This window comes from Streptomyces sp. NPDC050743 (assembly GCF_044456925.1).
In the GTDB taxonomy this organism is placed as follows: Bacteria; Actinomycetota; Actinomycetes; order Streptomycetales; family Streptomycetaceae; genus Streptomyces.
The window spans coordinates 12,958-31,680 of sequence record NZ_JBITGJ010000045.1 but is presented as its reverse complement, the minus strand read 5'-3'; the positions used below and the strand labels follow the sequence as shown (position 1 = coordinate 31,680).

17 protein-coding genes and 2 pseudogenes are annotated in these 18,723 nt (G+C 68.2%); 6 read left to right on the top strand and 13 right to left on the bottom strand.

The features are described from left to right. Positions 1 to 4 precede the first annotated feature (4 nt). The 3 genes from ACIBJF_RS32395 to ACIBJF_RS32385 form a co-directional block, all read right to left on the bottom strand. On the bottom strand, positions 5 to 907 hold the full coding sequence (locus ACIBJF_RS32395) for an NAD(P)-dependent oxidoreductase (protein ID WP_399179070.1): 903 nt from the start codon (positions 905 to 907) through the stop codon (positions 5 to 7). 465 nt (positions 908 to 1,372) lie between these two features. Beyond that, the gene (locus ACIBJF_RS32390; RefSeq protein WP_399179068.1) at positions 1,373 to 1,951 is read right to left on the bottom strand and encodes a helix-turn-helix domain-containing protein; all 579 of its coding nucleotides are present in this window, start codon (positions 1,949 to 1,951) and stop codon (positions 1,373 to 1,375) included. A 101-nt stretch (positions 1,952 to 2,052) separates the two neighbouring features. After that, the gene (locus ACIBJF_RS32385) at positions 2,053 to 2,778 is read right to left on the bottom strand and encodes an enoyl-CoA hydratase/isomerase family protein (protein WP_399179067.1); all 726 of its coding nucleotides are present in this window, start codon (positions 2,776 to 2,778) and stop codon (positions 2,053 to 2,055) included. Between the two features lie 65 nt (positions 2,779 to 2,843). Here ACIBJF_RS32385 and ACIBJF_RS32380 point away from each other — a divergent pair, with 65 nt between their 5' ends. The 4 genes from ACIBJF_RS32380 to ACIBJF_RS32365 all read left to right on the top strand — a co-directional run bounded on the left by ACIBJF_RS32380 (position 2,844) and on the right by ACIBJF_RS32365 (position 8,281). Next, positions 2,844 to 3,947 (top strand): alpha/beta hydrolase family protein, encoded by a 1,104-nt coding sequence (locus ACIBJF_RS32380; RefSeq protein WP_399179065.1) that lies wholly within the window; start codon positions 2,844 to 2,846, stop codon positions 3,945 to 3,947. Between the two features lie 36 nt (positions 3,948 to 3,983). Next, positions 3,984 to 4,586 (top strand): helix-turn-helix domain-containing protein, encoded by a 603-nt coding sequence (locus tag ACIBJF_RS32375; RefSeq protein ID WP_399179063.1) that lies wholly within the window; start codon positions 3,984 to 3,986, stop codon positions 4,584 to 4,586. Positions 4,587 to 4,859: 273 nt separating this feature from the next. After that, a complete protein-coding gene (locus ACIBJF_RS32370) occupies positions 4,860 to 7,088 on the top strand; it encodes a thiamine pyrophosphate-dependent enzyme (RefSeq protein ID WP_399179062.1) in 2,229 nt (742 codons plus the stop codon). Next, positions 7,010 to 8,281: a dihydrolipoamide acetyltransferase family protein gene (locus ACIBJF_RS32365; RefSeq protein WP_399179061.1), complete on the top strand. Its 1,272-nt coding sequence runs from the start codon at positions 7,010 to 7,012 to the stop codon at positions 8,279 to 8,281. Before ACIBJF_RS32370 ends, ACIBJF_RS32365 begins: the two co-directional genes overlap by 79 nt. Positions 8,282 to 8,310: 29 nt before the next feature. On the opposite strand, the gene ACIBJF_RS32360 is transcribed toward ACIBJF_RS32365, so the two are convergent. The 3 genes from ACIBJF_RS32360 to ACIBJF_RS32350 all read right to left on the bottom strand — a co-directional run bounded on the left by ACIBJF_RS32360 (position 8,311) and on the right by ACIBJF_RS32350 (position 10,826). Beyond that, on the bottom strand, positions 8,311 to 8,454 hold the full coding sequence (locus ACIBJF_RS32360) for a hypothetical protein (RefSeq protein ID WP_399179059.1): 144 nt from the start codon (positions 8,452 to 8,454) through the stop codon (positions 8,311 to 8,313). A 355-nt stretch (positions 8,455 to 8,809) separates the two neighbouring features. Then, complete coding sequence (locus ACIBJF_RS32355) at positions 8,810 to 10,030, bottom strand: RNA-guided endonuclease InsQ/TnpB family protein (protein WP_399179057.1); 1,221 nt, start codon at positions 10,028 to 10,030, stop codon at positions 8,810 to 8,812. A 10-nt stretch (positions 10,031 to 10,040) separates the two neighbouring features. Next, on the bottom strand, positions 10,041 to 10,826 hold the full coding sequence (locus ACIBJF_RS32350; RefSeq protein ID WP_399179056.1) for a TetR/AcrR family transcriptional regulator: 786 nt from the start codon (positions 10,824 to 10,826) through the stop codon (positions 10,041 to 10,043). A gap of 171 nt (positions 10,827 to 10,997) precedes the next feature. Here ACIBJF_RS32350 and ACIBJF_RS32345 point away from each other — a divergent pair, with 171 nt between their 5' ends. Further along, entirely contained in the window at positions 10,998 to 11,609 is a 612-nt protein-coding gene (locus ACIBJF_RS32345; protein WP_399179054.1) for a histidine kinase, read from the top strand. Positions 11,610 to 11,869: 260 nt separating this feature from the next. On the opposite strand, the gene ACIBJF_RS32340 is transcribed toward ACIBJF_RS32345, so the two are convergent. From ACIBJF_RS32340 to ACIBJF_RS32310, 7 genes and pseudogenes are all read right to left on the bottom strand, one after another. Beyond that, positions 11,870 to 13,009 carry a maleylacetate reductase gene (locus ACIBJF_RS32340; protein ID WP_399179053.1) on the bottom strand — a complete coding sequence of 380 codons (1,140 nt, stop codon included), beginning with the start codon at positions 13,007 to 13,009 and terminating at the stop codon, positions 11,870 to 11,872. 187 nt (positions 13,010 to 13,196) lie between these two features. Next, complete coding sequence (locus ACIBJF_RS32335) at positions 13,197 to 14,765, bottom strand: bifunctional 3-(3-hydroxy-phenyl)propionate/3-hydroxycinnamic acid hydroxylase (protein ID WP_399179051.1); 1,569 nt, start codon at positions 14,763 to 14,765, stop codon at positions 13,197 to 13,199. 124 nt (positions 14,766 to 14,889) lie between these two features. Further along, positions 14,890 to 15,078 (bottom strand): hypothetical protein, encoded by a 189-nt coding sequence (locus ACIBJF_RS32330; RefSeq protein ID WP_399179049.1) that lies wholly within the window; start codon positions 15,076 to 15,078, stop codon positions 14,890 to 14,892. Beyond that, on the bottom strand, positions 15,075 to 15,584 hold the full coding sequence (locus ACIBJF_RS32325; RefSeq protein WP_399179047.1) for an enoyl-CoA hydratase/isomerase family protein: 510 nt from the start codon (positions 15,582 to 15,584) through the stop codon (positions 15,075 to 15,077). The genes ACIBJF_RS32330 and ACIBJF_RS32325 overlap by 4 nt, the downstream gene beginning before the upstream one ends. Before the next feature lie 85 nt (positions 15,585 to 15,669). Then, a complete protein-coding gene (locus tag ACIBJF_RS32320) occupies positions 15,670 to 16,731 on the bottom strand; it encodes an alpha/beta hydrolase family protein (RefSeq protein ID WP_399179045.1) in 1,062 nt (353 codons plus the stop codon). Positions 16,732 to 16,964: 233 nt separating this feature from the next. Then, positions 16,965 to 17,105 (bottom strand): YciI family protein, encoded by a 141-nt coding sequence (locus tag ACIBJF_RS32315; protein WP_399179043.1) that lies wholly within the window; start codon positions 17,103 to 17,105, stop codon positions 16,965 to 16,967. After that, positions 17,105 to 17,997 (bottom strand): annotated as a pseudogene (locus tag ACIBJF_RS32310) (SDR family NAD(P)-dependent oxidoreductase). Before ACIBJF_RS32310 ends, ACIBJF_RS32315 begins: the two are co-directional and overlap by 1 nt. A gap of 229 nt (positions 17,998 to 18,226) precedes the next feature. Here ACIBJF_RS32310 and ACIBJF_RS32305 point away from each other — a divergent pair. Beyond that, positions 18,227 to 18,397 (top strand): annotated as a pseudogene (locus tag ACIBJF_RS32305) (transposase family protein); the annotation flags it as partial. Between the last annotated feature and the right edge of the window lie 326 nt (positions 18,398 to 18,723).

The following is an 18,723-nucleotide window of genomic DNA, read 5'->3' as shown; positions in this document are numbered from 1 at the left end:
GTGCTCACCGCATCGTCGTAGGGACGGGAACATCGGAAGGGAGGCCGTTGGCGACCTGTAGCCGCGGAAGAAGGCTCAGGAAGTCCTTCTCGCCGAGGTTGTGTGCGATCGCGTCCTCAACCAGCTCACGCGTGTGGAGCAGGAGGGGGAGAGCCACGTTGTTCCGGCTCGCCTCACTGAGCGTCAGATCGAGGTCCTTGGCCAGGCCTCGAGTGGTGAACGTGGCCTCGTAGTCGCGTCGCACTGCCGCGTCCATCTTGTACCTGATGAAGGGCGAGGCGAGGACCGAGGTGTCGAGCGCGCCGGCGAAGCTGTCGCGCTCGAGCCCAGCGGCTTCCATGACGAGGATGATCTCGGCCAGCAGTTCGCACGTCCCGGCGAGCAACGCGTTGAGCCCGAGCTTCGCGAGTTTCGCGGATGTCGGATCCGATCCCAGGTCGACCAGGTTGGCGGCGAAGGACCGGAGGACCGGCCCCGCCACGAGCTTGGCCTGATCTGGTCCGGCGAGCAAGACGCCGGCGTGACCACCCCGGACCACCGCAGGATTGCCGCTGACCGCGCAGCCGAGCATGGGGCGGGTGGTCGTTGCGGCCAGGTCCGCCATCGTGCGGGGGCCGATCGTCGACGCCTCCACGAGGACTGCGTCGTTCTCGAGTTCAAGGGTGGTGACTACCTCGGTCACGGCAGCGTCGTCGCCGAGGATGGAGATGACGACGCCGCAGCCGGCGACGGCCTCGGCGGACGAGGCGGCGGCTACCACAGTGCCGCCTTCCAGGCTGCGTGCGCGTTCCAGGGTGCGGTTCCAGACCTTCACGTGGTAGCCGTGAGAGGCCAACCTCTCGGTGATCGCCGTACCCATCCGGCCTGCGCCGAGGACGGCCACGGGTACGGCGTCCGCATGCTCCATCGGTGCCTCCTGTTCTGCTGTCGTGACGAGCGCGCGCTGTGCAGCAACACTGAACCCAGACTGGAGCGCTGCCTGTCCTGATGTCGCACGCGCCTGCGCCTCTCCTGCCCACGTCAGGGCGGGTGGTGAGCCTGCGTTTCACCCGCACGTGGGATCAAAGCATCCGTGCAGTGTAACTGCACAGCCTCTGGATAGTTATGAATGAGACTGTACAGCCTGAGTCGTCAGTCGGGGGTTGAGTTGCAGCGCGCGTCAGGGCGGCGCCGGGCGACCGGAGACAGGAGTTGTGCCTCCGGTACCGCGGCCAGGTATCTGGGGAGATCGCAGGCAGGGCGGGGCCCGTCGGCCACCCCAAAAAGGCGGCGCCTGAGAAAACGCCCGGACTGCCACCACCACTGGATTGCTGTCCAGCGACAATCCGGGGTGAAGCAGAGGCCCGCAGCAAGCAAGAACTTCGGGAGATTCCTAGACGTCAGCAGAATCGCTGTTGCGCCCGATGATCACCCATACCGCCTGGAGCGGTCCGTCGCCGACGTTCTCCAGGCGGTGTGGGAGATGGGAGTCGAAGCGGATGGAGTCGCCTGGGCCGAGGTCGTATTCCTCGAATCCGAGGGTGACGCGGAGTCGGCCGCGCAGGACCAGACCGTACTCGCGCCCCGAGTGACGAACGTGCGAGCCGTTGGGGCAGGAGGCCCCGCCGGGTTCGTAGGTCAGTTGGATGAACTGCACCCCCTTGTCGCTGGCCAGTGGTTCCCACGTGATTCCCGATTCGAGCCCGACCGTCGTGCGCGTGTGCGCGTACTGGACGACGATCGGGCCGGAGGAGGTCGCGCGCTGTCGTGGTGCCGGCCTGGGGGAGGGGGCGAACAGTTCGTCAAGGGAGATGCCGAGCTCGCGCACGAGCGCGAACAGGGTGGTGACCGAAGGCTGGGACCGCCCGTTCTCGATGTGCGACAACGCCGATGGAGAGATGCCGGCGCGCTCGGCGAGCGCCCGCAGGCTCAACCCGGAGTTCTCTCGGCGCCGGCGAAGTGACCTTCCCATAGCCTCCCGTGGTGCGGCTCCCTCCCGCTCGGTCTCCGAGACCGATCGCCGGGCCGCCAGCCCCTGCGGACCTGCGGATGCGCGGGGCGCCGATGCTGACGTCATGAGAGCAGTTTGACGAACTCGCCGAGTCCGCTTTCCAGCGCCTCGTCGAAGGGCATCTGCAGGAACCGGTGAGCGGCTCGCCTTCCGCGGGCCAGCACCTCGGGGGCGGCTCGTGTGACACGCTCCACCCACCTGGCCACTGTGGCATCCAACTCCCCTGGCTCCACGACCTCGTTGACGATGCCGAGCTGAGCTGCGCGGTCGGCAGAGAAGGGTTCGCCAGTGAGGATGTTCTCCAGAGCGTGTCTCGGCTGGAGCCGCAGGAGAGGCGGCACCTGCGCGATCATCGGCCACATTCCCGCTTGCGCTTCGGTGGTTCCGAGACGGGCGCCCCGGGCAGCGACGGCGACGTCGGTCATCACCGCCAGCGCGAATCCGGACATCAGCGCGTCCCCGTTGATCGCACCGAGTACGGGCTTGCCCAGGCCGGGGAAGACACGCAGGAGGGACACAAGCGTACGAGCGAACTCGGCCGGATCGCCTTGCCGGACCTCGCCACCGTCGACGCCGCCGCAGAAGACCTCACCTGCGCCCCGCAGGACGATGGCTCGGACACTGGCGTCGCTGTCGCAGGCGAGCATCGCATCACGAAGCGAGATCATCAGTTCGGGGTTGAGGTAGTTGAGTGGGGGGCGGTCCAACGTGAGGTAGGCGGTGCCGTCCTGCTTGACGATTTGAATCATGAAAGTCCCTTTCGTATCCGGAAAGGCGGCGCTGTTCATTGTAGCTGAACATGACTGTTCACTCATCGTTGACAGGCGTGAGTGCTGCGCCTACGTTGACGGACATGACCACACAACACCCCGAGGATGCGGCGTACGGCATGCCGTCCCGCGCGGCCATGGGGATGATGCGCGCGCGATGCCTCCTTCGCGGTATCGACCACCCGAGCTTCGACGCGCTGTGCCAGGAGATCGACAGCTGGCGGTCATGGCCGTCGGCGTGGGCGCGCCTGGGCGAACGATTCATGTCCAAGGCCGAGGAGTGCCAGAAGGCGGGCTTCATGGCGAGCGCCGGCGAGCTCGCCCTTCGCGCAGGAGTCGCCTTTCACTTCGGTAAGGCGCTGGCTGTCGCTCCCACGGCGTCCTACCGCGATCTCACGAAGCGCTCTGTGGACTCGGTCCGGCGCGGTCTCCAGATGCTCGACCCCACGTTCGAGCGGGTGGTGGTCCCCGCAGGCGAAGGCCACCTGCACGCCAATCTCCGGCGGCCGCTGGGGGCCGAGCGTCCGCCGCTCGTGCTGCTGATTCCCGGGACTGAGTCGACGAAGGAGGAGTTCCCGTTCTGGGAGGAGACCTTCCTTCGTCGAGGAATGGCGACACTCTCGATCGACGGGCCGGGTCAAGGCGAGACTGGGTTGACCCTCCACATGCGCCATGACTACGAGGCGGCAGTGAGCCCGCTCCTCGACGCCCTGGCCGACCGGTCCGACATCGATCACCAGCGGATCGGGGCCACCGGGATCAGCCTCGGCGGCTACTACGCCATCCGCGCAGCGGCTGCCGAGCCGCGCATCCGGGCAGTCGTCGCCAACTGCGGCCCGTGGGCCCTCGCCGGGCAGTGGGAGGCCGGCCTCATGCCACCGTTGTACGCGCACAAGTACATCTGGGGGCTCGGCGCCGCCGACGAAACGGAGGCACGACTGAAAGCGCGCCCCTTCACCCTGGACGGCGTCGCGGAAAACGTCGACGTCCCGGCGCTGGTAATCTTCGGAGGGGCGGACGTCCTCCTCGACGCCGACGAACACGGACGGCGCACGGCAGAGGCGCTTGCGCGCGGTGAGTTGTGGATGTTCGAGGATGGGAACCACGGAGTCACCAATCGCGCGGTCGAACACATCGGCCCCAGCGCGGACTGGCTCAGGCGGCGCCTGGACGAGGCGCGTCGCTGAAGCGTCGCTCCTGGGGCCGCACGGAACCGGAGGACGATGATGGACCCTGTCGAGATCGGCACGCAACTTCGAACCCTGCGCGAGCGGGACGGAGTGAGCCTGCGGGGCCTGGCAGGCAGGGTCGGCATCTCCCCGAGCCTGCTGTCGCAGATTGAGACCGGAAAGACACAACCTTCGGTCGGAACGCTCTACGCGTTGGTGAACCAGCTCGGCATCTCCTTCGACGACCTGTTCGGTGGCGGCTCCAGTACGCAGGAGACCCCCACGCAGGAGGCCATTCCGGTCGTCCAGCGCTCCACCGACAACCCCCGGCTCACCATGGAGCACGGCGTCGTCTGGGAGCGGCTGGCGATGGGGGCTTCAGGACACGTGGACCCGCTGCTCACCACGTACCACCCGGGCGGGGCCAGTTCGAAGGACGGTCAGCTCATGTCTCATGACGGCACCGAGTACGGCTACCTGATCAAGGGAGAGCTGCGGCTGCATCTGGAGTCGGACTCCTACGTCATCCGAGCCGGTGACTCGCTGTGCTTCGACTCACGCAGACCTCACCTCTACGTCAACGAGACCGATCGTGCCGCGACCGGTGTGTGGTTCGTGGTACGCGATTCCCCCCAGGACGCCTCGATGTTCGGCTGAGCTCCTGCCCGACAACTTCCAGCTGAACCGGGCTTCCAGATGAGCCGGGTTCCCGCGGGCCGCCGCATGCTCGCGAGGTGTGCCTCCGCCTGCCCGGCGGGCGGAGGCTCCGCCCAGGCCAGCACCTGTTCCGGAAGCATCGGTTTCAGTTGTGACGGGGCGGGCGTGTCCCGAGTGCGTGGCAAAGTCAGGGGAATTGAGCTGTCTCAGCCACCGGATCGGCTTGTGAGGAACAACTCGGGATGACCGGTCAGCTCCACACGGGTGCGCCGGATGTGTCCGGCAGAGTTCGTCGTCGGCCAGGCCGACTGGGACGCCGCCGCCCCGAAGCTGCTCACCGGCATGTTCAGTCAACTGGTACTGGTCCGGGCGTTCGAGGAGTTCGTCCTCGAGCTCGCGGCCGAAGGGCTCATCCACGGTCCGGCACACTCCAGCATCGGGCAGGAAGGGGGCGCGGTCGGCTCCTGCATCGCGCTGACCTCCCGGGACACCGTGAACGGGTCGCACCGCGGACACCACCAGTTCCTGGCCAAGGTGCTCACCCACCTGCACCCGGAGGGCATCGATCCCACCAAGCGGTTCCCCGAGGACGTGCGCGATGCCCTGCTGCGTACGCTGCGGGAGATCTGCGGTCTGGACAAGGGCTTCAGCCACGGTCGAGGCGGCAGCATGCACCTGCGGTGGCCGGAGGCGGGGGCGATCGGCACCAACGCGATCGTCGGCGGCGGCGTACCCCTGGCGGCCGGCTCCGCCTGGGCCCACAAGCACGCCGGCACGGACGCGGTCGCGGTCACATACTTCGGTGACGGCGCCATCAACATCGGATCCACCCTGGAGACCTTCAACCTCGCCGCGGCATGGTCGCTGCCGCTGTGCTTCTTCGTGGAGAACAACCAGTACGCCGTCTCCACCCACGTCTGCGAGGTCATTGCCGAACCGCGACTGTCGGGCCGAGGCCCCGGGTTCGGAATCCGCAGCTGGAAAGTCGACGGGATGGACCCGCTCGCGGTCCACCTGGCGACCCGGGAGGCACTGGAGCACATGCGCAGCGGCCACGGTCCGACGCTGATCGAGGCCGACGTCTACCGCTACTTCCACCAGAACGGGCCGTTCCCCGGCTCCGCATGCCGCTACCGCACCAAGCAGGAGGAGACCGAGTGGCGCCGTCGGGATCCCCTCGACGCCACGGCCCGCCATCTCGTCAGGCGCGGGATCCTGACTCAGGAGGACGTGGAGGGCACGGTGACCCGCGCGAAGTCCTTGATGGCCGAGCTCGGAGAAGTGGTGCTGGAGCCCAGGCCTGACGGGAAGCCCGGGACACGCCGCATCAGGCCTTCCGAGTGGCCGGATCAGGGCTTCGTCGACGAGGGGATCAGGGGCGACCTGAGTGAGCTCTCCGACGTCGGGTTCACCGACTGCGGCGACTTCGAGGGGAAGCTGACCGACGTCAAGTTCATCAAGGCGGTCGCCGAGGTGATGGCCCGACGACTCGAGACCGACCCACGCGTAGTGGTCATGGGCGAGGACGTGCACCGGCTCAACGGCGGCACCAACGGCGCGACCCGCGGGTCGAAGGAGGCCTTCCCTGACCGCGTGCTGGGCACCCCGATCTCCGAGAACGCGTTCGCCGGACTCGGCGGCGGGATGGCGATGGACGGCCGCTTCCGGCCCGTAGTGGAATTCATGTACGCCGACTTCATGTGGGTCGCCGCCGACCAGCTCTTCAACCAGATCGGCAAGGCGCGGCACATGTTCGGCGGTGAAGGCGAGGCCCCCTTCGTCCTGCGGAGCAAGGTTGCGATGGGCACCGGCTACGGTTCGCAGCACTCCATGGACCCGGCCGGCATCTTCGCCACCGCGCCCGGCTGGCGCATCGTGGCCCCCTCGACTCCCTTCGACTACGTCGGGCTGATGAACACCGCACTCGCCTGCGACGACCCGGTCGTCGTGCTTGAGCATGTCGATCTGTACAACTCCACCGGGCCGGGGTTGCCGGACCACTACGACCATTACCTGCCTGTCGGGAAGGCGGCCGTACGGCGCGAGGGCGGCGCCGTGACGGTCCTGACCTACCTGGCGATGACCCAGTTCGTCCTTGACGCGGTTACGCAGACCGGGATCGACGCCGAGGTCATCGACCTGCGCTGGCTCGACAGTGCCAGTCTCGACTGGGAGACGATCAGCGCGTCGGTCAAGAAGACCAACAACGTCCTCATTGCCGAACAGGGTGCCGTCGGCACCTCCTACGGCGGCTGGCTCGCCGATGAGATCCAACGTCGGCTGTTCGACTGGCTCGACGCGCCCGTCGAGCGGGCCACCGGGCGTGAGGCCTCACCGACCATCAGCAAGGTCCTGGAACGTGCGGCCTTCGCCTCGACCGAGGAAGTCGTCGCCAAGCTGCAGCAGTTCGCGGGGGAGTGGCCATGCCCGACATCCTGCGTATGCCCGAGGTCGCCGCGAACACGCCGGAGGTGGTCCTGGCCACATGGAACGCCGAGGTGAACGCCCCGTACTCCGCGGGCGACACGATCGTCACCGTGGAGACCGAGAAGGCCGTCATCGACGTCGAGGCCGAGGCGGATGGCGTTCTCCTGCGGCTACTCGTCGACGAGGGGACGAACGTGGAGGTCGGCACTCCGATCGCGGTGTGGGGCTCGGTGGGCGACACCGACGCCGAGGCCGAGGTCCTGCTGGCCACCCTGGGACTCTCAAGCGTGGCGGAGGGGGTACCGCACCAGCCGACGGCCGATGAGGCGAGATCGCCGGCGTCCATGGTGTCCACGACCGCGCCCCTCGTCATCGCAGACGGTGAGCGCCTCTTCGCCAGCCCCCTGGCACGGCGGATGGCGCGCGACCTCGGAGTCGACCTCGCCTCGCTGGTGGGCACCGGTCCCGGCGGTCGCATCCGCCGACGCGACGTCGATGCGGCTGTCGCGGCCGGCGCGTCGCGGCCGACGCGGACGTCGGGCGAGGCCCTCCGGCCGGTGCCGACGGTCGAGGCCCCGGTGGCTGGCGTCGGATACGAGGACGTGCCCAACACCCGGATCAGGCAGGCCATCGCCCGACGGCTGACCGAGAGCAAGCAGACCACGCCCCATTTCTACCTGCGTGGCTCTGCCCGCGTGGACAGACTTCTCGCCCTCCGCAAGGAGATCAACGAGGGCGGAAAGGTCAGGGTCTCGGTCAACGACATGCTCGTGAAGGCGGTCGCCCGCGCCCACACGCTCGTGCCGGGCCTGAACGTGCAGTGGAACGTGGACTCGATCCGCCACTTCTCGGGCGTCGACATCGCCGTGGCCGTCGCCACCGACACCGGGCTGGTCACCCCGGTCGTCCGAGGCGTCGACTCGATGCCCGTGGGGCAGTTGGCCGAGTCGACCCGGGACCTCGTCACCCGGGCGAAGCAGCGCCGCCTCCAGCAGTGCGAGCTGGAGGGTGGCTCCATCACGGTGACCAACCTGGGTATGTACGGCACCGAGGAGTTCGCCGCGATCATCAACCCCCCGCAGGCCGCGATCGTGGCCGTCGGTGCCGTACGCCAGGAGCCGGTCGTCCAGGACGGCCAACTCGCAGTGGCGGCAGTCCTGCGCGTCACGCTCGCCGTCGACCACCGCCCGGTCGACGGTGCCACCGCCGCCGAGTGGATGAAGGCAATCGTGGATCTCCTTGAGCACCCGCTTCAGATTGTCCTCTGATCCGCCACGGGCCGCCCGTCGCGCGGGTATCAGTCGGCGAAGTCCTCGTCGCACCACAGCCCGTCCAGCCGGTCTATCACCCACATCGCCGTCGTACCGCCCGGATTGCTCGCCCGCGCGATCTGCGCGGTCAGAGAAGGGACTTGCTCACCGGAACGGAGACGGAGCGACAACAGCCACCTCGACAACTGCATCGATCTTCGCTGATCACGCTGGCGCACCGGGAAACTCAAGATCCCCGACAGAGTCAAGCCAGGGTGAGATCACACAGCGGGACTCTTCGGACGACGAGGGTGACGCTGGTAACGGGCTGTAGGGCGCGAGGATGAGCGCGGCTCGGCCAAGGCGAGCTTGCCAATGCCCTGCCAGAGCCTGGTCTGAGCCGGTCATTGACCGGGGCTCGGCCCGGCCGATGGGGCGGTGGCGACTGACAGTTGCTGTCGACGCACCTGGGCGCTGATCTTGAAGGCTCCCCTCCCTGAAGGGAGGGGATGCGTCGCCCTCCAGGGCTGAGCGGGGATTTACGGCTCAGGCCGCCACCGGAGCCGGCGGCCCCGGTGGTCTTACGCCCTCGACACCGTCCGGGTTCCAACCTGCCCGGACCAGCATCACGCGGGCGGAGTTCTTGTCCCTGGGGGACACCGCTCCGCACACGGTGCAGGTATACGTTCTCATCGACAGAGGCAGTGCGTGCTTGGTTCTCGCTCCGCACTTGGCACAGTCCATCGTGGTGTGCGCCGGGTGCACGAGACGGACGTCCCGCCCGTGCTTGCGGCCCATCTCGCACAGGGCACGCTTCGTCGCGGCGATGGCGGCATCGGCCGCCTTGCGGGCCATGGTGGTCTTCGCCAGGAACCTCGGCCGAAAGTCCTCCACCGCGACCCCGTCGTGGCCGCGCACCACGGACTTGGCCCACGTGCGGCCGGTGTCCTCACGCTGCCGCGCGACCTTCTTGTGCAGCTTCGCCGCCTGCGCCTGGGCCTTGCGGTAGCCGGCGGATGCGGGCTGTCCCTTCGGACGCCGGCGCCGGGCCATCATCCGCTGGTACCTCGCCAGCCGCTGCGCGGCCCGCCTGCCGTGCTCGGCATGGGGGAGATCGTAGGCGTCGTCGGTGGTGGTGGCGGTCTCCTTCACACCCCAGTCCACCCCGAGCACGCGCCCCGTCGGGGCGAGCGGTTCGCTCTGCGCGGCAACGACGAAGGACGCGTACCAATGTCCGAGCGTGTCCTGGTACACCCGCACACTCGACGGGTCGGCCGGAAGGTCCCGCGACCACACCACCCTCAGCACGATCTGGCCCGCAAGGTGCAGGCGGCCGTCCCTGAGGCGGAAACCGCGCCGGGTGTAGTTCAGGCTCGGCCGCGCCTCCCCCTTCTTCTTCCACCTGGGCATCCCGGCCCGGCGCTGCTGCGGCAACCGATCCTTGATGTCCTTCAGCGCTTTCGCCCTCGACCTGGCGAAGTCCCGAATCACCTGCTGCTGCGGCACGCTCGCGCCCTCAGCCAGCCAGGGCGTCACCCTGCGGGCCTCGGTCAGCATCTTGTCGAGCTGAGCCGGACCACACGTCAGCTTCTCGCCACCCGCTTTGCCCTGCACGTGGACCTGCCGGGACTTGGCCACGCACTCGTTCCAGATCCACCGGCAGCGATCCCACTCGGCTTCGAGCCGGCCCCTGGCCGTGTTCGACAGGCGCACACGGAAGGTGTACCGGGCATGCCCGGTGTCCTTCGTGGTCGCCTCTGTCGTCATGCATCCGAACCTACCCGAGCGGACTGACAGTTGAGAGCTCTCGATCATCGTGGGCGACATCACCGCCGTGCGGGGTGGACGCCGGATCGCCCTGACGGCGATCCGGCCATCCCTGCCCTGCTCCGCAGGAGTCCGATTCCTCCCCGGCCCGAAGGCCGGGGCATCCTCGGAGGAACCCGGTGAAGGAGACGTCAACGGCCACGACGCTCGCGTGGTCCTCCGGCACTCCGGCAGCGATCAGGCCGGCAATGGCGACAGGGACGGCCTGATCGTCCAGCCCCCTGTCCTGCACACTCTCCAGCAAGGCGACGATGAGGGCTTCCAGTCCGGCCCTGAGCGCCGTGGGCGGCACGTGGGAATGGAAGACACCTTCCAGCCGGCCTCTCTCCAGAATGGCGGTTGCCGCGTCTCGGATCGGAGCCAGGATCCCTCCCACACGGTCGACTCCCCCATGCCTGCCAGCCAGCGCCAGAAGCATCCGGTGCCGGTCTGCGACGGGCCACAGCGCAAGAAGCAGCCGGGCGAGAGCGTGCTTGGCCGGCTCATCCGGCCTCACGGCGTCGTCCATGGCCTCTCGCAGAGCTTCGGCAGCCTCGTCGACGAGTGTCTCCAGCAGCGCTGCCCGGCCGGGAAAGTGTCCGAAGAGAGTGCGCCGCACGACACCCGCGGCTCGTGCGAGCTCCTCCATCGTGACGTTCGGGTTCCGGCCGAGCTCTTGGCGAGCCGTGGCCAGGATACGAGCCCGGTTGGACTGTGCCCTGCTGCGCTGCGGAGCGTGAGTAGCGGACTTGGTCATGGGAAACCTCAGCGGATCCGTACTCGAGAGTGGCGACGTGCGGCCGTCAGGGCCGCCGCCGGCACCGCTCGATCCTTGTGAGACAGATTGACTCACACTGCACTTCGATACATACTGTCTCACAGAGGGGGCCCGCAGAGTGCGGGACCCGCGAGCGTTTGAGGAGTGGCCATGGACGGGACCGAGAACATCGTCGTCTTCCGCTTCACCGAGCAGGCCGCCGCCTATCAGGCACTCAGCGAGTTGAAGCAGCTGGGCGGCTCCACCGCGGAGGTCACCGGTGCGATGCTCGTCGAGCGCCGACTGGACGGGACGGTGCGGATCCCCGAGGGCGTCGATGCCAGGGCCGGAGAAGGCACGCTGGTCGGCGGCCTGGTCGGTTCGGTGGTGGGCTTGCTGGGCGGACCGCTGGGCGTGGTGCTGGGCTGGGGAGCCGGAGCCCTGATGGGCGGCGGCGCAGACTGGCGTCGGGCGGTGGACAGCTCCGGTCTGGTGGCCCTGGTGGCCGACGAGGTGAGCGCGGGCAGCACGGTGCTGGTCGCCGAGGTCGCCGAGCGGGACACGGCGACGATCGACCTGCTCGCCATGCGGTTCGGCGCGGTGCTGGAGCGCAGGCCGGCCGAGCGGGTGCACGCCGAGGTGAAGGCGGTCCGCGAGGCGCAGCAGGCGGCGGAGCGGGAGGCCGCGAAGGTGCGCCGTGAGCAGAAGAAGGCCCGCCTGGAAGGCACGATGGAGGCGCGCGGCAAGGCGCTGAAGCAGCGGCTCCAGCGCCCCGCTGCCTGACTTGCTCGCACGTCATCGCGGGTAGGGCCCAGGTCGCGTGGAGTCGGGCCATGTCGCTGTTCGGGTGATTTCCACCTTGCAGCAGGAGCCGGTGTTCGACATGTCAATCCCCTGGTTCATGGAGAACGTTGGTGGTGTGGCCCGGCTTTCCTGATCGGTCCGGGCTCGCGCTTCGTGGATGATCCAAGGACGTCGAGCACGCTTCGCCTACGTTGCTGTCGCGCGCGCCCGTGTGTCCCGATCTGGGAGATCGACGTGGATCAAAGGCCACCCGGCTGTCGCTGGCTGAGTGGACGTTGGTCGGCGACCGGCAACATGGTCAGTGGTACGTCCATCCGGGCACGGTCACCGGCGCAGGAGGCGGCAAGAACCGCGCGGACGCAGGCGTGGTCGACCGGACGCGGGTTGAGCGGCCGGCCTTGGACGACGATGTCCGCGGCCGCGTCGATCTCCTCGGCCGGAAAGCCGAGCGCGGACAAGGACTGCGTGGCTCCGATTTCGTTCCGCAGGTCCCAGATCGCACCCGCCGCGTGGTCGACCTGGCGGCCGGCCGCCAGGAACGCCGCCTCGACGGCCGCCATCGCCGCTGGCGAGGCGTGCGCGTTGACGGCCAGGGCGTACGGGATGACCGCGGAGTGGGACGGGGCATGCGGCAGGTCGTAGGTGCCACCGAGGGTGTGGCAGATCTTGTGGTGAATGCCCATCCCCGTGGTCCCGAGCGTCCAGCCGCCAAGCCAGGCGCCGTAGGTCACCTCGACGCGGGCGTTGATGTCCGACGGATCCGCCACCACCTTGGGCAGGCCCCCTGCGAGTGCCCGGATCCCTTCTTGTGCCATGAGCACGGCCAAGGGGGACACCTGCGGTGCATACAGGCACTCGGCGAGATGCGCCAGAGCGTTCATGCCGCTTGCGGCCGTGAGAGTCGGGGGTAGCGACACTGTGAGCTCGGGGCCGTAGATGACGACCCGGGGCAGTACGTGCGGGTCACGCCTGGTGGTCTTGCGCCTGTTGTCGGTGACCCCCCAGATCGGCGTCATCTCCGATCCCGCGTAGGTGGTGGGTACGGCGAGGATCGGCAGGTGCGTGTCCTTCGCGAGGGCTTTGGCGGTACCGATCGCGGAACCGCCCCCGACCACCACGACGGAGTCGGCGTCGGTGGCGCGTGCGGCGGCCACCGCCCGCGCGGCCACGTCCGTGGGCACGTGCATGGCCACTTCGTCGAAGCGACCGACGAGCAGTGCAGCCAGCAGGTCGGACAGCTCGCGGCCGGCTCTCAAGGAGGGGGTGCTGACCAGCAGCGGACGGGTCAGCCCGAGCCGGCCCAGCTCGGCGCCGAGCTCCAACCTGCTGCCGACACCGAACACGACCCTCGAGTAGGGGGCGTCATGAACGAACTGCATGGCGACACATCCTTGTCACAGCGTGCTCCTCGCACAGAGGTTGGCGGCGCCCCGAATGCCTCGGCAAGCACGGCGCCGCATCCGCCTGCAACGCGCCCGGTCTCCGGGTGGGTATGCACGGGCAGGCGCCCCGAGCGGATGGCGTCCAACGTTCCTCAAAGGCGCGCGTCTGAAGCGGCGACATGGGTCAGCCCACTGCGATGTCGTCGGCGAGCAGGGATGTGCGCAGGTGGCTCAGCACGCTATCCAGGTTCTGGGCGGCGCAGGCGTCGTACACATAGAAGTCCGGGCGGATGACGACCGCGTCGGCCTCCAAGTCGTCGAACCAGGCCGCGTAGGTGCCCTCATCGTCGGACACCGGCGCACCCTCGCCGACCTCGACGAAGCGAAGGCCGTAGCCTTTTGCCCAGGTACGGATCCCGTGCGGGAGTGAGGCGAAGGCGCCAGGCCGGCCCAGCACCGTCCAGCCGTAACCGATGATGTCGTCGAATCGGCCCCTGGCCCCGCCCGAAGTCACCTCCCCCTGGTAGGACAGGTAGCCGGCCTGGGGATGGCTGCCGGTCAGGCCGGCCCCGAGGCGGGGGAGCGGCGGGGGCGCGGGAGTAAGCTCGGGGTCCTGGAGCGCGGCCATCATCCGGGCGTCGCGGGCGGCGGCCGCCTGCGGGTCGGTCACGCAGATGACCTGCCCCAAGTTCACGCACAGCTCGATGACATGGCGGACGTGTTCGATGCGCTCCGGGCCGTAGGTGTCGAGCAGCGAATCGGGGGCCTTGCCTCGCATAACCGCGTCGAGCTTCCACCCCAGATTTTCGGCGTCGCGGATGCCGGCACACATGCCCTGGCCGGCGAATGGCGGCGTCAGGTGCGCCGCATCACCGGCGAGGAACAGTCGCCCGTCGCGCCACCGGTCGCACCAGCTCGCGCCGAACGTGTACACCACGTGCCGTTCGAGGACCGCGTTGTCCGGGGTCAGCCCGAATTCGCCGACCAGGCGCCACGCCGTCTCTGCGGTGTTGAGCTCCTGGATCGACTCCCCGGGGAGACGCATGAACTCGAACCGCTGTCGATGCGGGGACCCGCCGGGGATCACCGTGGTCGGCCGCTCGGGTCGGCACCACTGCCAGGCGCGCGCATCGTTCTGAAGCGGCTTGTGCGGGAGTAGGTCGACGATGAGCCAGTCGAACTCGAATCCGAGATCGGTCGTCGTCACCGCCATGCGGCTGCGCACGAACGAATTCGCGCCGTCGGCCCCGACGACGTACCGACACCGGAAGATCTGCGTCTCGGCGTCGGTGCCCCCTTCGTACAGGCGGGTCATCACCGTGGCGCTGTCGTCGTCCTGGACGATCTCGACCGCCTCCCAGCCGCGGAGGACCTGTGCCCTCGCCTCTGTGGCCACGATCGCGTTGATCTCGCGCTCAAGGTGGGGCTGGTAGAAGAAGTTGTTGACGTGCCACCCGGAGCGTCCGCGGCCGCGCCAGTCCAGCTCGAGCAGGACCTCCTTGTCCGCGTTCACCCAACGATAGGGGACGTTGAACTGTTGGATCGCGGGGTTGGTCGCGGCGTCCAGGCCGATGCTGTTGAACAGCCGGGCTATCTCGTCGTCGAAGTGGACCGCGCGTGGGAAGGCATAGGCCTGCGGGAACCGCTCGATGCAGACCGAGGTCCAGCCCAAGCACCCCAGCTTGTAGGACAAGTACTGCCCCACGGGGCCGTACCCGATGATGACGACGTCAACGTCGGTGTGCTGACTCATCTCCCGCACGCTCCCCTCTGATGGCACCTGGATGGGCGCCGGTTGGGCTGGGAGAGACCCACCAAAGGGGGGATGCTCATTCCAGGTCCCGCTTGTCTCCGGGCTGCTTTGTGACAGTTGGCCGTCATGGTGTGCTCCGGGTGAACAGGTTGGTGAATTCGGTCAGGGCCGCGTCCAGCGCATCGTTGTAGCGCAGGGACAGGAAGCGGTCGGCGGTGCGGCGGCCCGCGGCCAGCAAGTTCGATCTCGTGGCACGGGTGACCCAGGTCTCGGTGACGGCCGGCAGCCGGTCAGCGGGGACGACCTCGTTCACGACACCGATCTGGCGCGCTGCGCGTCGAACGGGTCACCGGTGAGGATGTTCTCGAACGCGTGGTGGCGGCCGAGGGTGTGCAAAACGGGAACGGAGGCGACCATGGGCCAGGCACCCAGGCTTGACTCCGTGGTGCCGAGCCTGGCTCCTTCGCGAGCGATCACGATGTCGCTCGCGCATACCAGTGAGAACCCGGACATGAGGGCGTCGCCGTTGACCGCGGTGATGACGGTGACGCCGAGAGTGGGAAGGGTTTTGAACAGTTCGACCATCGCGGCTCCGAACTCGGCCGGGTCGCCCTGGCTGAGCCGCGTGGCGTCCACCCCGCCGCAGAAGATGTCGCCCGCGCCGGTCAGCACCACCGCCTTGACGTCGGGATGCTCGTCTGCCGCACGCAGCGCGTCGAGCAGGCTGGCCACCAGCCCGGGGTACAGCGCGTTCGCGTCCGGATTGTCGAGGGTGATCCACGAGGCGCTGCCTCGCAGCTCGGTACGAATGCCGTCCATTGCTGTTCCTGTTCGATCCGTCGTTCAGAATTCTTCAGCGGACGATCGGGTCGTCACGTGGCCTTGTCGGCGACGTGACGACCCCTTACATGTGGGTCAGGAGCCAGTCAGCGCCGGGGCCGAGGTGCTCCGCGGCGAAGTTGGTGACCGCATGGTTGCCCCGCTCGAACATCCAGAGCTCACCCTTGGGCAGCGTCTGGGCGGTGCGCCTGCCGTGGCCGTCGGCGTCCAGGAGCACGTCCTGGCCGCCGAAGATGACCAGCGCAGGCACGTCGACCCGCTCGGCAACGCCGTCGAGCGTGAGGGACTTGGCACGCTCGCGGGCCGTCTCCTCGCTGCCGCCACCGAGGTTCCAGGCGTACTTCGCACGGTAGAGGGGCGGCATCCGCTCCCACTCCTCGCCGAGGTTCCAGGGGCCGCAGTTGGCCAGCACCGCCGTCACACGGGGCTCGAAGGCGGCAGAGCGGATGGCGTAGTAGCCGCCGAGGCTCACGCCGGCGGCCGCGATCCGCGTGAGGTCGAGGTCGTCGCGGCCGTCCAGGGCGTCGAGCAGCGCGGACACCGCTTGCTCGTAGTCGTGCCGGATGCCCAGGTCGAATCCGACCTCACCCTGGCCTGGGCCATCCACGGAGAGCGTGGCCATCCCGCGGCTGAGGAAGTCCTCTTCCCATTGCGGGAACTCCTCCTTGACGGATTCGGTGCCCGGCAGGAGCAGGACCAGGGGTGGTCGGTCCGTGCCGCGGGGCCGGCGGAGATTGCCGACGACCTTGTGCCCTTCGAAGGGAACCGCGATCCGTTCGAAGGTCGGGTCCAGGAGCCGCAGTCCGGCGGCGACAGCGTCGATGCTGCGGATCGTCAGGTCCCGGTAGCGGGCGTCATCCTGTACCGCCAGGGCTTTCCCGAAGTGGAATGCGACGCCTGCGCGCAGCCGTGCGGCACCGGCGCTCGTCTGCCAGCCTGCGGCCTGGTAGCGGTCGGCCAACCCCTCATAGTGCTCGCCCATTGCCGTCCACTGGTCCCACCAGTCGTCCCAGCCTTCGACCTTCTCGGACAAGCGCTGGTAGTCAGCAAGGTCGATACCTCTGATCAGGCATCGGGCCTGCATGGTCGCGAGCGCCACGCCGACGTCGCCACGAGGATCTGTCATGGAACTCCCCTGTCATTCGGATGCTGTCGCGGGATGGCGCCGCCGAAGCGCCCTCGGGACGACTGGCCACGCCATCACTGTCGGATAGCGGCCAACACGGAGCCGATGACGGGCTTCCACACGGTGATCTCCGCTTCGCTGATCACGCCGCCGGCGGCGGCGAAAGGGTCTTTCTGGATCAGTGACCGAACCTGGGCCTTGTCCGCGCGGAACAGCAGAAGGGCACCGCGCGGCTAGTCAGGCCCATAAGGCCCCGAGAGCAGCAGGACGCCCTGGTCGGCGAGTGCATGCAGCCAGTCACGATGCTCGGGCAGGACACGGTCGCGCCGGGCGACGTCATCGGTGTAGCGATAGGTGACGGCGACGATCGTCATCAGGTTCCCATCTCCGACTTCGCCGAAGGCTCCACGAAGCTCATAGCGGAGGTGATTCCACCGCCGCCCGAGCGGTCGGCGGGGAGGAGGGCATCGAAGAGCGCCTTGGCTCTGGCCTGGTTGGTGAATCCGCCATCGACGGCGATCTCCGCACCGGAGAGGTACCGGGACTCATTGCTGATCAGGTGGACGACCAGGTGCGCCACGTCCTGCGGCTCCCCGAGAATGCCGAGCGGGTTGGCAGCGAGTTGTGCCTCCCGGAACGCAGGTGGAGCGTCGGCCATCATCGGGGTCTCGATGTAACCGGGATGGATCAGATTCGAGCGTATGCCGAGCGGCCCCAGCTCCAGGCTTGCCAGCTTCGCCACACCACGCACAGCCCACTTCGACGCGGTATAGGCGGCCGTGAAGTTGGGTGTGAGCGCCGCGGCGCTGCCGATCGTGACGATGGATGCTCCAGGCGGCATCAGCGGAACCAGCGCCTGGATGCCGAGCAGCGGACCAGTGGTGTTGACGCGGAGGATTCGCTCCCAGTCCTCCAGTGGACCTCCAGCAGCCGAGCCAGGTGCGTGCGTCCCGCGTTGTTGACCAGGCCGTGCACGTGGCCGTGCAGAGCTTTCAGTTCGGCCGCCAGCCGGGCCCAGGCGGCAGAGTCGGTGACGTCGAGCTGCCGATACACGATCGCGTCACCGTGCCCGTCAAGTTCTCCGGGCGTCACCTCGTCCGGGGCGACGATGTCGGTGGCCACGACGATCGCTCCCTCGGCTGCCAGGGCACATGCCTGCGCAGCGCCTTGGCCGCGCGCCGCGCCGGTTATGACGACGACCTTGCCTGCGGTGCGACCAGTGGTGCCCTTGCCCGCCCCATGGAAGACAGTGCTGTCCCGTTGCATTGGGTCCCCTCGCCTCGACATCGAGTGCGTCACCAGCAGGCCCGAGTTGCCGATTTACGCAGAGTTGCGGAAATCAGCAGGACTGATGAATTCCTCAGAGACTAGGGCGCGCTACCACCCCTGTCCAGGTGCCGGATCGATTCCGCATCAGGATGCAGTGTGGCCGCCTCGTGCGCGAACTGGCTCGGGCGACGGTCGCCACCGCACGGCACGCACAGCAGTTGGCTCACCACCGTGGAAGCGCCGCCACAACACCACCCACGCCAAGATCCGCTGTCTCGGCGAGCAGGCCATGGCCACCCTCAAGGGGTGGCGCCTCCTGCGGAAGCTCCGCTGCAGCACCAACCGAATCACCGACGTCGTGAAGGCCATCCTCGTCCTTCATCTCGCATCAACGTGAGGTTGGAAAAGGCTCAGTAATGGCGAACGCAGACATGTACGGACCACTGGCCGGGGCGCCGCTCACCACTGTGGCCGGCGCGCCGGTTGAGGTCGATCGTATTCGGGTTCATGACCGCATCGGCACTGTCCATCAGCGTGCTGGAACGCTATCGGGTAAACGCAGCCGTTCCGCCGTAGTTGCCCGCCCCTGGGGCCGACGGAGACGTGTCCGTCGCGGCTGGGAGCGGCGAAGTCCTCCAGGGGGCGTTTCAAAGAAAAGCGCTGACACCTGACACCAACGGCTGACACCAGCAGCGGCGAACATGGCCGGACGGGAACGGTCCC

Bases quoted from the DNA above. Each gene is read 5' to 3' on its own strand.
- ACIBJF_RS32340 (WP_399179053.1), bottom strand. From the start codon at position 13,009: ATGCAGTTCGTTCATGACGCCCCCTACTCGAGGGTCGTGTTCGGTGTC.
- ACIBJF_RS32325 (WP_399179047.1), bottom strand. From the start codon at position 15,584: ATGGACGGCATTCGTACCGAGCTGCGAGGCAGCGCCTCGTGGATCACC.
- ACIBJF_RS32335 (WP_399179051.1), bottom strand. From the start codon at position 14,765: ATGAGTCAGCACACCGACGTTGACGTCGTCATCATCGGGTACGGCCCC.
- ACIBJF_RS32370 (WP_399179062.1), top strand. From the start codon at position 4,860: ATGTGTCCGGCAGAGTTCGTCGTCGGCCAGGCCGACTGGGACGCCGCC.
- ACIBJF_RS32375 (WP_399179063.1), top strand. From the start codon at position 3,984: ATGATGGACCCTGTCGAGATCGGCACGCAACTTCGAACCCTGCGCGAG.
- ACIBJF_RS32350 (WP_399179056.1), bottom strand. From the start codon at position 10,826: ATGACCAAGTCCGCTACTCACGCTCCGCAGCGCAGCAGGGCACAGTCC.
- ACIBJF_RS32345 (WP_399179054.1), top strand. From the start codon at position 10,998: ATGGACGGGACCGAGAACATCGTCGTCTTCCGCTTCACCGAGCAGGCC.
- ACIBJF_RS32355 (WP_399179057.1), bottom strand. From the start codon at position 10,030: ATGACGACAGAGGCGACCACGAAGGACACCGGGCATGCCCGGTACACC.
- ACIBJF_RS32315 (WP_399179043.1), bottom strand. From the start codon at position 17,105: ATGACGATCGTCGCCGTCACCTATCGCTACACCGATGACGTCGCCCGG.
- ACIBJF_RS32395 (WP_399179070.1), bottom strand. From the start codon at position 907: ATGGAGCATGCGGACGCCGTACCCGTGGCCGTCCTCGGCGCAGGCCGG.
- ACIBJF_RS32365 (WP_399179061.1), top strand. From the start codon at position 7,010: ATGCCCGACATCCTGCGTATGCCCGAGGTCGCCGCGAACACGCCGGAG.
- ACIBJF_RS32385 (WP_399179067.1), bottom strand. From the start codon at position 2,778: ATGAACAGCGCCGCCTTTCCGGATACGAAAGGGACTTTCATGATTCAA.
- ACIBJF_RS32380 (WP_399179065.1), top strand. From the start codon at position 2,844: ATGACCACACAACACCCCGAGGATGCGGCGTACGGCATGCCGTCCCGC.
- ACIBJF_RS32320 (WP_399179045.1), bottom strand. From the start codon at position 16,731: ATGACAGATCCTCGTGGCGACGTCGGCGTGGCGCTCGCGACCATGCAG.
- ACIBJF_RS32390 (WP_399179068.1), bottom strand. From the start codon at position 1,951: ATGGGAAGGTCACTTCGCCGGCGCCGAGAGAACTCCGGGTTGAGCCTG.